The organism is Streptomyces sp. NPDC049040 (assembly GCF_043197715.1).
GTDB lineage: Bacteria > Actinomycetota > Actinomycetes > Streptomycetales > Streptomycetaceae > Actinacidiphila.
Window position 1 is genome coordinate 114,429 of the sequence record NZ_JBICTO010000003.1, and the last position, 11,980, is coordinate 126,408.

Annotated in this window: 10 protein-coding genes; 5 read left to right on the forward strand and 5 right to left on the reverse strand. The window is 72.0% G+C overall.

The window, feature by feature from the left end; translation table 11 throughout:
- The first annotated feature begins 44 nt into the window (after positions 1–44).
- Genes ACGFMP_RS09830 through ACGFMP_RS09840 form a run of 3 tightly spaced genes read left to right on the forward strand, consistent with a single transcriptional unit; the run spans position 45 to position 3,321 of the window.
- Positions 45–1,397 (forward strand): ABC transporter substrate-binding protein, encoded by a 1,353-nt coding sequence (locus ACGFMP_RS09830; RefSeq protein WP_393672124.1) that lies wholly within the window; start codon positions 45–47, stop codon positions 1,395–1,397.
- Entirely contained in the window at positions 1,394–2,407 is a 1,014-nt protein-coding gene (locus tag ACGFMP_RS09835) for a carbohydrate ABC transporter permease (RefSeq protein ID WP_393671505.1), read from the forward strand. Before ACGFMP_RS09830 ends, ACGFMP_RS09835 begins: the two co-directional genes overlap by 4 nt.
- On the forward strand, positions 2,404–3,321 hold the full coding sequence (locus tag ACGFMP_RS09840; RefSeq protein WP_393671506.1) for a carbohydrate ABC transporter permease: 918 nt from the start codon (positions 2,404–2,406) through the stop codon (positions 3,319–3,321). Before ACGFMP_RS09835 ends, ACGFMP_RS09840 begins: the two co-directional genes overlap by 4 nt.
- Positions 3,322–3,397: 76 nt before the next feature.
- On the opposite strand, the gene ACGFMP_RS09845 is transcribed toward ACGFMP_RS09840, so the two are convergent.
- Entirely contained in the window at positions 3,398–4,357 is a 960-nt protein-coding gene (locus ACGFMP_RS09845; RefSeq protein ID WP_393671508.1) for an SDR family NAD(P)-dependent oxidoreductase, read from the reverse strand.
- Between the two features lie 211 nt (positions 4,358–4,568).
- Here ACGFMP_RS09845 and ACGFMP_RS09850 point away from each other — a divergent pair, with 211 nt between their 5' ends.
- On the forward strand, positions 4,569–5,483 hold the full coding sequence (locus ACGFMP_RS09850; RefSeq protein ID WP_393671509.1) for a helix-turn-helix transcriptional regulator: 915 nt from the start codon (positions 4,569–4,571) through the stop codon (positions 5,481–5,483).
- An 88-nt stretch (positions 5,484–5,571) separates the two neighbouring features.
- Positions 5,572–6,798, forward strand: coding sequence for a cellulose-binding domain-containing protein (locus ACGFMP_RS09855; protein WP_393671510.1), 1,227 nt, complete (start codon positions 5,572–5,574; stop codon positions 6,796–6,798).
- A 143-nt stretch (positions 6,799–6,941) separates the two neighbouring features.
- Here the strand turns inward: ACGFMP_RS09855 and acs are convergent, their stop codons facing one another.
- The 4 genes from acs to ACGFMP_RS09875 all read right to left on the reverse strand — a co-directional run bounded on the left by acs (position 6,942) and on the right by ACGFMP_RS09875 (position 11,951).
- Positions 6,942–8,897 (reverse strand): acetate--CoA ligase, encoded by a 1,956-nt coding sequence (acs, locus tag ACGFMP_RS09860; RefSeq protein WP_393671511.1) that lies wholly within the window; start codon positions 8,895–8,897, stop codon positions 6,942–6,944.
- Positions 8,894–9,526 carry an acetate uptake transporter gene (locus ACGFMP_RS09865; RefSeq protein WP_393671512.1) on the reverse strand — a complete coding sequence of 211 codons (633 nt, stop codon included), beginning with the start codon at positions 9,524–9,526 and terminating at the stop codon, positions 8,894–8,896. Before ACGFMP_RS09865 ends, acs begins: the two co-directional genes overlap by 4 nt.
- 146 nt (positions 9,527–9,672) lie before the next feature.
- Positions 9,673–11,433, reverse strand: coding sequence for a cation acetate symporter (locus ACGFMP_RS09870; protein ID WP_393671513.1), 1,761 nt, complete (start codon positions 11,431–11,433; stop codon positions 9,673–9,675).
- Positions 11,430–11,951 (reverse strand): hypothetical protein, encoded by a 522-nt coding sequence (locus tag ACGFMP_RS09875; RefSeq protein ID WP_393671514.1) that lies wholly within the window; start codon positions 11,949–11,951, stop codon positions 11,430–11,432. Before ACGFMP_RS09875 ends, ACGFMP_RS09870 begins: the two co-directional genes overlap by 4 nt.
- Positions 11,952–11,980: the final 29 nt, after the last annotated feature.

The following is an 11,980-nucleotide window of genomic DNA, read 5'->3' on the forward strand; positions in this document are numbered from 1 at the left end:
ATAAGCGCCCACACACACATGGAGGCACCATGTCGGACGTCGAGATGTCGGGAACCGACGCGGGCAGCAGCCCGTCCCCGACGCGGAGGAATCTGCTCAGGGGCGTGGCCGGTGCCGCGGGGCTCGCGGCAGCCGGCGGTCTGCTGACGGCGTGCAGCAGCGACTCGGACTCGTCGGACAAGAAGTCCGGCGGCTCGGGTTCCACCGGCTCGGTGGCAGGCAGCACGGTCACCTTCGGGTCGAACTACTCCGACCCGGCGGCGAAGACCGCGTTCGCCGCGCTCACCACCGCGGCCACCGCGTCGTCGAAGGTGAAGGTGACGATCAACACGGTCGACCACAACACCTTCCAGCAGAACATCACCAGCTACCTGCAGGGCACCCCGGACGACCTGTTCACCTGGTTCGCCGGCTACCGCATGCAGTACTTCGCCGCGCAGGGCCTGGCCCAGCCGCTCGACGACGTGTGGGAGAAGATCGGCGGCAACTTCGGTCCCGCCGCCAAGAAGCTGTCCACCGGCCTCGACGGCCACCAGTACCTGGTGCCGCTGTACAACTACCCGTGGGTGGTCTTCTACAACAAGAGCGAGTTCGCCAAGCACCACTACACCGTCCCGACCACCTGGGACGAGTACGTGGCGCTGGCCAAGCAGATGAAGACCGACGGCCTGATCCCGATCGCCTTCGGCGACAAGGACGGCTGGCCCGCGCTGGGGACCTTCGACATCCTCAACATGCGGATCAACGGGTACGACTACCACATGCAGCTGATGAGCCACAAGATCCCCTGGACCGACCAGGGTGTCGCCACGGTCTTCCAGCACTGGGCCGAGCTGCTGCCCTACATGCAGACCGGCGCCAACGGGCGGATCTGGCAGGACGCGGCCAAGACGCTGGAGTCCAAGCAGGCCGGCATGATGTTCCAGGGCACCAACCAGGTCGCCGCGCAGTACGTCACCGACAAGGCGAACCTGGACGACCTGGACTTCTTCACCTTCCCCACGGTCAACCCCAAGTGGGGCCAGGACTACATGGACGCCCCCACCGACGGCTTCATGCTGAGCAAGAAGGCCAAGAACTCCGACGCGGCCAAGGCGATCCTGGAGTACATCGGCAGCGGCGCCGCCGAGGCCGAGTACCTCAAGACCGACCAGTGGGACGTCGGCCTGGCCAACGGCCTGCAGGTGCCGACGTACAACGCGATCCAGAAGAAGTCGGTCGCCGAGATCGGCAAGTGCAAGGCGGTCGCGCAGTTCATGGACCGTGACTCGGACCCGGCCATGGCCACCGCGATGATCTCGATCCTGCAGAAGTTCATCGACGACCCGTCCACCGGCAACATCGCCTCGCTCCAGCAGAGCGCGGAGAAGCAGGCGAAGGCGATCTATACCTCATGAGCTCGACGTCCCATGTGGACACCGCGGCAGCGGCGCAGGACGGGGCCGTCACGGCCCCGGCCCGGCGCCGCCGTCGCGGTGTGCGCAAGCTCAGCCTCCGCGACCGCATCGTGGTCGCGGTGCTGCTGGGCATACCGCTGCTGCTCGATCTGGCTTTCGTGTGGTTCCCGGCGATCGGGACCGTCCTGCTGTCGTTCACCAAGTGGAACGGCGTCGGCAGCCTGCACACCCAGACCTGCAAGCCCAATGTCCCGTCGATCCTGAACAACGGCTGCTGGTACGGCGTCCAGAACTACCACCAGGCCGCCACGATCTACCCCGAGTTCTGGCCCGCGGTCCGGCACAACCTCATCTGGCTCGCGGTCTTCGTACTGATCGCCACCCCGCTCGGCATGCTCTTCGCGGTGGTGATCGACCGCGGCATCCGCGGCAGCCGGATGTACCAGAGCATCCTCTTCCTGCCGGTCATGCTCTCGCTGGCGCTGGTCGGCATCATCTGGGAGTTCATGTACTCCCAGAACTTCGGTCTGATCAACACCGTCATCGGGCGAAACGGCGACAGCAATGCCATCGACTGGCTCGGCAATCCCCATCTGAACCTGTGGTCGGTGCTGGTCGAGGCGACCTGGCGGCAGTCCGGCTACGTGATGGTGCTCTACCTGGCCGGCCTCAAGGCCGTCGACCCGACGCTGCGCGAGGCGGCGACCGTGGACGGCGCGAACGCCTGGCAGACCTTCTGGCGGGTGATCTTCCCCGTGATGCGGCCGATCAACATCGTCGTCATGGTGGTCACCGTCATCGAGTCGCTTCGCGCCTTCGACCTGGTCTACATCACCAACAAGGGCATCAACGGCCTGGAACTGCTGTCGGTGCTGGTCACCTCGAACATCGTCGGTGAGACCCAGCGGGTCGGCTTCGGCTCCGCGCTGGGCGTGGTACTTCTGATCATCTCTCTGGTGCCGATCTCGGTGTTCCTCTACCAGACGTTCCGCCGGGAGGAATCCTCATGACGACCGAAGCCCTCACCAGGCCGGGGACGGCGCAGCCGCCCGCACCCGGCCCCAGGAGGACCCGGCCGTGGGGGCAGGTGGCCTCCCAGGTCTTCCTGATCGTCGCGTCCGTGCTGTGGCTGCTGCCGATCGCGTTCGCGCTGTACGTGGCGATCAGGCCGTACAGCGACACCCGGAAGTACGGCTACGTCTCGATGCCGCACCATCTGACGCTGAAGAACTTCAGCGACGCGTGGACGCAGTCGGACATGCTGCACTTCTTCTGGAACTCGGTCCTGATCACGGTGCCCGCGGTGATCATCGTGCTGGCGCTGGCGTCCGGTGTGGCCTTCGTGCTGACCCGGGTGAACGTCAAGTTCAACGTCGCGCTGCTGATCCTGTTCACGGCGGGCAACCTGCTTCCGCAGCAGGTCATCATCACCCCGCTGTACCGGTTGTACCTCAAGATCACCCTGCCGCACTTCGTCAGCGACAGCGGTCTGATGTACAACTCGATCTTCGGCCTGATCGCCATCAACGTGGCTTTCCAGCTGGGCTTCTGCGTCTTCGTGCTGAGCAACTACATGAAGTCGGTACCCGAGGAGATGTACGAGGCCGCGCTCGTCGACGGGGCGTCGCTGTGGACCCGCTTCTGGCGGCTGACCATCCCGCTGTGCCGACCGGCGCTCGCGGCCCTGGCCACGCTGCTGACCACCTGGATCTACAACGACTTCTTCTGGGCCATCACCCTGATGTCGTCGGGCGACAAGCGGCCGGTGACGTCGGCGCTCGCCAACCTCCAGGGCCAGTTCGTCAGCAACCAGAACCTGATCGCCGCGGCGGCGATGATCGCGGCGGTTCCGACCCTGGTCGTCTACATCCTGCTCCAGAAGCAGTTCATCGCCGGTCTCTCGCTGGGCTCGAGCAAGGGCTGAGCGGCGGGACACGACGAAGGACGGGGCCGGCGGCGCATGCAGCGCCGCCGGCCCCGTCCGTACGGGCGACGGCCCGTCAGCCGCGGGCGGCCGCCACGCTGTCCAGCGAGACCTGCCACAGCCGCTGCGCCGCCGCGGGGTCGAGGGCGTGCGCGGCGACACCGCCGGCCATGCCCGCGGTGTGCAGCACCGCCTCGTTGCAGTCCTCGAAGTAGCGCCCGCCGGGGACCCCGTCGAGCAGCGGCGAGACCGCGGCGAGCACCGAGGTCGCGGCGCCCTGCTCGCGGGTCTTGAAGGTGTAGCCGCCGTGCTCGACGGCCTGCGCCAGCTCCGCGGGGTCCATGTGCCGGGACAGGCCGGTCTCCAGGACCGCGCCGGGGTGCACCGCGTTCACGGCCACCCCCTCGGCGCTCCAGCGGCGGTCGGCCTCGACGGCGAAGAGCACGTTGGCGGTCTTGGACTGCGCGTAGGCGAGCGCCGGGTCGTACTCCCGCCGCTCGAAGTGGATGTCGTCGAAGTCCACCGGCGCGCGCAGGTGCGCGATCGAGGTGAGCGCCACCACCCGGGCGCCGCCCGCCGCGGCCAGCGCCGGGTACAGCCCCGTGGTCAGGGCGAAGTGGCCCAGGTGGTTGGTGGCGAACTGGAGCTCCCAGCCCTCGCGGGTACGCGCCTCGGGGGTCAGCATCACCCCGGCGTTGTTGATCAGCAGGTGCAGCGGGCCCTGCCAGGCCCCGGTGAAGGCGGCGATCGAGGCCTGGTCGGCCAGGTCGAGCGGGACGACCGGCACCGGCCTTCCCGTGGTGCCGGTGATGTCGGCGGCGACCCGCTCGCCCGCGGCGGTGTCGCGTACCGCGAGGGTCACCTCGGCGCCCGCGCCCGCCAGCGCCCGCGCGGTCTCGATCCCGATGCCGGAGGCGCCGCCCGTCACCACGGCCCTGCGCCCGGTCAGGTCCGTGCCCGCGATCACCTCCGCGGCGGTGGAGGTGGCGGAGAAGGGCGTGGTGATGCGTCCGGCGGCGGGGGTGGACTCGGTCATGGTGCTGCCTCTCTGTGAGCATGCGCCGGGGGTGCGGCGCCGCTGTGCGCGGTGTCGCCACGGGTGGCGCTCCTCCCAGCGAACCACCGACAGCCCGGGTACGCGGCTGCCGGCGGTGGCCCGGTTCCGCCGGGGGTACACCCGACCGGGGGTCCGGCAGTGCCCCTCTGCGGCCCTTCAGGGGAGGCGTGCCGGTCGTACGCTGGTCACCATGAGCGACCACGCACCGGGGGCCGCGCCGTACACCGCCGACCGGGTGGCGGCCGGTTCGCCCAACACCGATCTGCGGGACTTCCTGCGGTCGCGCCGCGCCCGGCTCAGCCCGAGCGAGGCCGGGCTGGCCGCGGAGCCCGGCACCCGGCGGGTGCCGGGCCTGCGCCGCGAGGAGGTGGCCCGGCTGGCCGGGGTGAGCGTGGACTACTACGTGCGGCTGGAGCGGGGTCGCGGCGTGAACGTCTCGGAGCAGGTGCTGGACGCGATCGCCCGCGCGCTGCGACTGGACGACACCGAGCGCGGCCACCTGTTCGCGGTGGCGAGGCCCGCCCGCGGCCGGCCCAGGCCGCTGCCGCCGCAGCGGGTGCGGCCGGGGCTGCGCCGGGTGCTGGAGACGATGCCCGCGACGCCGGGGCTGGTGATCGGCCACCGCCTGGACGTGCTGGCCTCGAACGCGATGGGCAGGGCGCTGTTCACCGACTTCGAGGCGCTGCCCCACCGGGAGCGGAACATGGCCAGGTTCGTGTTCCTCGACGAGGGCGCCAGGGAGTTCTACGTGGACTGGCCGTCGTCGGCCCGCGGCACGGTGGCGGCTCTGCACCTCTACGCGGGCCGCCATCCGCACGACCCGCTGCTGGCCGAGCTGATCGGCGAGCTGTCGCTGCGCGACCGGGACTTCCGCCGCTGGTGGGCGGATCACGATGTGCAGCGCAGGACGTACGGCAGCAAGCACTACCACCACCCGGTGGTCGGCGACCTGGTGCTGGAGTACGAGGCGCTGACGCCGGCCGGCGACAGCGGCCAGACGCTGGGGCTGCACACCGCGGAGCCGGGTTCGCCGTCGGAGCACGGGCTGCGGCTGCTGGCCGGGATGGTGGCCGAGTCCGCGGCGGGGGCACGCGAGGGGCATTGACAGCCGTTGGGTGCGCTTCCATAGTGTGGGAGCGCTCCCACACCCTTGTTCGGGAGCGGCACTCCCCCCACATGCCCAGGAGGTCCCCGTGCGCGCATCCACGCGGCGGTTAATCGTCAGACCATGGTTGTGGCCGGTGGTGGCGGCAGCACTCCTGCTGCCCGCCCTGGTGGCACTGCCCGCCCACGGAGCGGCGGCCGGCTGCTCGGTGAAGTACACCGTCAACCAGTGGTCCGGCGGATTCACCGCCCAGATCGACGTCACCAACCTCGGCCCCGCCCTCAACGGCTGGCAGCTCGCCTGGACGTACGGCGGCGACCAGCACATCACCTCGGGCTGGAACGCCACCGTCACCCAGAGCGGGACCGGCGTGACGGCCGCCAGCCTCGCCTACAACGCGGCGATCGCCACCAACGGCACCACCGGCTTCGGCGTCCAGGGCACCTGGAGCGCCGCGGACCCGACACCCACCGCCTTCACCCTCAACGGCACCGCGTGCAACGGGGGCACACCCTCCACCACGCCGCCGACCACTCCCACCACCACCCCGCCGACGACACCCCCGACCACCCCCGTCACCACTCCCCCGACCACCCCCCCGACCACACCGCCCACCTCGTCTCCCACCGGCTGCTCGGGTGCGGTGATCTGCTCGGACTTCGAGGACCAGACCGGCTCCACCCCGTCCGGGCAGTGGCAGACGACCGCGCCGGACTGCTCGGGCACCGGGACGGTCACCGTCGACACGGCGGTCGCGCACAGCGGCGCCAGGTCGCTGCGGGTGGACGGCCACGCCGGCTACTGCAACCACGCCTTCGTGGCGGACACCCGGGACCTGTCCACGCTCGGCCCGGTGATGTACGTACGGATGTGGATGCGGCACACCACCGCGCTGCCGACCGCGCACGTCGCCTTCGTGTCGATGCCGGACTCCTCGCAGGCCGGCCGCGCGCTGCGGATCGGCGGCCAGAACGGGGCCCTCCAGTGGAACCGCGAGAGCGACGACGCGACGCTGCCGGAGCAGAGCCCCACGGGCGTCGCGCAGAGCGTGCCGCTGCCCACCGGCAGCTGGCAGTGCCTGCGGTTCGCCATCGACACCACCGCGCCCTCCCTGCAGACCTGGCTCGGCAGCCAGGACGTACCGGGGCTGCGGGTGGACGGCGTGCCGACCCGTGACATCGACGGGCAGTGGCTGTCACGCACGACGCCGCCGCGGCCGACCGCGCTGCGGCTGGGCTGGGAGAGCTACGGCACCGGTGACGACACGCTGTGGTTCGACGACGTGGCGGTCGGCTCAGCGCCGATCGGCTGCTGAGCCCGCGGTTCCGCGCACGTGGGCGGCCGGTCTGCCGTCGGTGGCAGACCGGCCGCCCGCTCCCCCCTGGTGGACCTCGCTCAGGGGGCGGGTCCACCCGGGGAAAGGACCCGGGAGGGGAAGGTCCCGGGCGGGGCGCCGGCTCAGGAGCCTTCCGGCAGCCGCTCGCGGATCGCGTCCATCACCGAGGAGTCCGTCAGCGTCGTGACGTCGCCGAGCTCCCGGTTCTCCGCGATGTCCCGCAGCAGCCGGCGCATGATCTTGCCCGAGCGGGTCTTGGGCAGCTCCGCGACCACCAGGATCTGCCGCGGCCGGGCGATCGGGCCGATCTCCTTGGCCACATGGGCCCGCAGTTCCTGTGCCGGGTCCTCGTCCGCGCCCTTGGCGGCCGCGTCGCCCCGCAGGATCACGAAGGCGACGATGCCCTGCCCCGTGGTGGCGTCGGCGGCGCCGACGACCGCCGCCTCGGCGACCAGCGGATGGGACACCAGCGCCGACTCGACCTCGGTGGTGGAGATCCGGTGCCCGGACACGTTCATCACGTCGTCCACCCGGCCCAGCAGCCAGATGTCGCCGTCGTCGTCCTTCTTGGCACCGTCACCGGCGAAGTAGCGGCCGGGGAAGCGCGACCAGTACGTGTCCAGGTAGCGCTGCTCGTCGCCCCAGATGGTGCGCAGCATCGCGGGCCACGGCCGGGTCAGCACCAGGTACCCGCCCGAGCCGTCGGGCACCGGCTGCCCGGCGTCGTCCACCACGTCGGCGGAGATCCCGGGCAGCGGGCGCAGCGCGGATCCCGGCTTGCAGGTGCTGACGCCGGGCAGCGGGCTGATCATCTGCGCGCCGGTCTCGGTCTGCCACCAGGTGTCGACCACAGGGGTGCGGTCGCCGCCGATGGCACGCCGATACCACATCCACGCCTCGGGGTTGATGGGCTCGCCCACCGACCCCAGCAGCCGCAGCGACGTCAGGTCGTAGCCGCCCGGGATCGCGTCGCCCCACTTCATGAAGGTGCGGATCGCGGTCGGCGCGCAGTAGAGGATGGTCACCTTGTACTTCTGCACGATCTCCCACCAGCGGCCCTGGTGCGGGGTGTCGGGGGTGCCCTCGTAGAGCACCGAGGTCACCCCGTTGGCCAGCGGGCCGTAGACGATGTAGGAGTGCCCGGTGACCCACCCGATGTCGGCGGCGGTCCAGTAGACGTCCCGCTCGGGCTTGACGTCGAAGACCGCCCAGTGCGACCAGGCCACCTGGGTCAGGTAGCCGCCGGTGGTGTGCAGGATGCCCTTGGGCCGGGCGGTGGTCCCCGAGGTGTACATGATGTAGAGCGGGTGCTCGCTGTCGAACGCCTCGGGGGTGTGCTCCGCCGACTGGGCGCCGACCAGATCGTGCCACCACACGTCGCGGCCCTCGGTCCAGCCGACGTCCTGCCCGGTGCGGCGGACCACCAGCACGCTGCGGACGTCGGGGCACTGCTCAAGCGCCTCGTCCACGGCGGGCTTCAGCGCGGAGGCCGCGCCCTTGCGGTAGCCGCCGTCCGCGGTGATGACGACCCGCGCGTCGCAGTCCAGGATCCGGCCGCGCAGCGCCTCGGCCGAGAACCCGCCGAAGACCACCGTGTGCGGTGCGCCGATACGGGCGCAGGCCAGCATCGCCACCACGGTCTCGGGGACCATCGGCAGGTAGATCGCGACCCGGTCGCCGGCCCGCACGCCGAGCGAGAGCAGCGCGTTGGCCGCCCGGCTCACCTCGTCCTTGAGGTCGGCGTAGGTCAGGGTGCGGGTGTCGCCGGGCTCGCCCTCCCAGTGGAAGGCGACCCGGTCGCCGCGCCCGGCCCTGACGTGGCGGTCGACGCAGTTGTCGGCCACGTTCAGGGTGCCGCCGACGAACCAGCGGGCGAAGGGCGGCCGGCTCCAGTCCAGGACCTGCGTCCACGGCTGCGACCAGTCCAGCCGGGCCGCCTGCGCGGCCCAGAAGGCCTCGCTGTCGGCGGCGGCCTCGTCGTAGGCCGCCGCGGTGACGTTGGCCTGCTCCGCCAGTTCGGCCGGCGGCGGGAAGCGTCTTTCCTCCCTGAGCAGGTTGGACAGTGTCTGGTCGCTCATGAGTGGGCGACCTCGACCGGACCGCCCCGCTCGCCCCCCGCCGACGCCACGTCGGGGAAGAGCGGCAGGACGCCGCGCTTCCAGGTGCTGTTGGTGACCACGGCGAAGGAGGCGTACCAGGCGAGCAGCGCGGTGACCAGGCCGAGCCAGCCGCCGACCTTGGTGATGCCCGTCGACTCGGCGAACTCGGCGATGGTCAGCACGACGAAGGTCGCGGACAGCGCGACGAAGACGGCCAGCAGCGCCCCGTTGGTGCGCAGCGCGGCGACGGTCATGTAGACGGTGAAGATCGCCCAGATCAGCAGGAAGAGCCCGGTCGCCTGATGTGCGGTGTCGGCCGGCAGGTCGGCGGCGACGAACTTCACGTAGGCGGCGTAGGACAGCCAGAACGCGCCGTAGGAGCAGAAGGCGGTCGCCCCGAAGGTGTTGCCCTTCCTGAACTCCCACATGCCCGCGAGCAGTTGGACCAGGCCGCCGTAGAACAGCGCGAGCGGCAGGACCACCGGCAGCAGGCTGCCGTCTATCAGGTCCGCGTTGAAGGAGCTCAGGACGAAGGTGGTGGCGGCGAAGCCGGCCAGGCCGAGCGGGCCGGGGTCGGCGATGGCGGGCGCGGGCGCAGGAGTGCTCATCTGCGGTTTCCCTCCTCGTTGAGGATGGCAGGGCGGTGGGGAGACCATCTGCGGTCGCGGCACACGCTAGGTCCGTGCACAGCGCGTGACGAGGCGGCCGTCACGGGGAGTCGCCGAGCGGTGCGGTCGGCACGGCGGACGGTACGTCAGCTGCGCCCAGCGGTCGGCGGGCGGACCGCTGGCAGCGAGGGGCCGCCGGAACCGACCTCCTCGGGCAGGTGCATCCGCAGCATCACCCGGTCCACCGCGGCCGGGGCCAGGCGGTGCCTGGTCAGCAGCGACACCGTGATCATCACGGCGAAGGCGATGGGGACGGTCCAGGCCGCGGGCTGTTCGAGCAGTGCCGCACTCCAGCCGCGCCCCGGCCCCCTGACACTGGTGAGCACCACCGCGACCGCGGCCAGGCCGCCGCCGGCGACCAGGCCGAGCAGCGCGCCCAGGTCGGTCAGCCCGCGCCACCAGATGCCGAGCACCAGCAGCGGGCAGAAGGACGACGCGGCCACCGCGAAGGCCAGCCCGATCGCGTCGGCCACCGGCAGCCCGCTGGTCGCGGTGGCCATGACCAGCGGCGGTATCCCGGCGACCAGCGACGCCCAGCGGAATCCGCGGGTCGAGCCGCGCAGCAGGTCCTGCGAGACCACGCCGGCCACCGACACGGTCAGGCCCGACGCGGTGGACACGAAGGCGGCGAAGGCGCCCGCGGTGGCGAGCGCGGCGAGCAGCCGGCCGCCCTCGCCCGCCTGGGTCAGCTGCGGCAGCACGAGCACCGCCGTGTCGGTCTGCCCGGTCAGCAGCAACTGCGGTGCCAGCACCCGGCCCAGCGCACCGTAGACGGTGGGCAGCAGGTAGAAGGCGCTGAGCAGCACCAGGACGAGCACCGTGGTGCGGCGGGCGGCCCGCCCGTCGGGGTTGGTGTAGAAGCGGACCAGGACGTGCGGCAGCCCCATGGTGCCCAGCAGGGTGGCGAGCAGGATCGAGTACAGCGCGTACAGCGGGTGGGACCTGCCGCCCGCGCCGGACAGCGGGTTGGCCCAGTCGGCGCCGGTGGAGGGCGCGAGGCCGTCGCGGTGCGGGACCGCGGCGCCGCCGGGGAAGGTCAGTTCGGTGCCGGCCGCCGCAGTGTGCCCGCCGTCGCCGAGGCGCACACCGGCCGCCGTGTACGCCGTCCCGTCGAGCCGGCCGCTGACCCGTACGGTCACCGGCGCGGTGACGTCGAATCTCACCGGGTCCTGGAGCCTCACCACCGTGGTGTGGCCGAAGCGGGGGATGTCGGGGCCGGTGAGCGCGGGCGCGCCGGCCGAGCGCCAGGCCATGACCAGGAAGAGCGCGGGCACCGCGATGGCGGTGAGTTTCAGCCAGAATTGGAAGCCCTGGACGAGGGTGACGCTGCGCATGCCGCCGGCCGCGGCGACCCCGACCACGACCACCGCGACGACGACGGCGCCGGCCCAGCGGGGGGCTCCGGTCACCGTCTGGAGTGTCAGGCCCGCGCCCTGGAGCTGGGGCACCAGGTAGAGCCAGGCGATGACCGCGACCAGGACGCCGGCCACCCGGCGGACCGCGAGGGACCCGAGGCGCTCCTCGGCGAAGTCCGGCAGCGTGTAGGCGCCGGAGCGCCGCAGCGGGGCGGCGACCAGCAGGAGCAGCACCAGGTAGCCGGCGGTGTAGCCCACCGGGTACGCCAGCATGTCCACGCCGTAGGCCATCACCAGGCCCGCGACGCCGAGGAAGGAGGCCGCCGACAGGTACTCCCCGCCGATCGCGGAGGCGTTCCACAGCGGTGAGACCTCGCGGGAGGCGACGTAGAAGTCCGAGGTGGCCCGGGAGAGCCGCAGCCCGTAGACGCCGAAGGCCACCGTGGCGACCAGGACCACGGTGAGCGCCGCGAGGCCGAGGCCGGGGTTCACCGGGCGGCGCGCGGTGGTGCGGGCGGCGGCGGTGCGTCGGGGCCGCCGAGCAGGTCGGTGAAGTCGCGCTCGACCCGCTCGGCGTGCCGGACGTGGAAGCAGGCAGCGCCCACCAGCAGCGGGTAGGCGACCACGCCGAGCAGCAGCCACGGCAGCCGGATGCCGGACACCTCGGCTGTGCGCAGGCCGGGCAGCAGCGCGAAGGCCGCGGGCAGCCCGCCGAGCACCGCGGCGAGCACCGCGAGCACGCCGAGCGCGAGCCGCAGCTGGTTGCGGACCAGGGAGCGCACGTAGAGCTGGCCGAGCTGCGGCTGCGCGTGCAGGTCGGCGGCGCCCGCCCTGGCGGAGTAGCCGCCGGTGCGGTGGCGGCGCGGGGCCGAGACGGCGACCCGGCGGGCCGCGGGCTGCGCGGGGGCCGGTGCGGACGGCTGCCGCGGCCACGGCGACTGCCTGGGCCTGGCCGCCTGCTTGGGCTTCGCCGGCTGCCCGGCTGGCTGCCGGGGCTTCTGCGGCGACACCGGCGGCAGGCCGGCGCCGGACGGCGGCC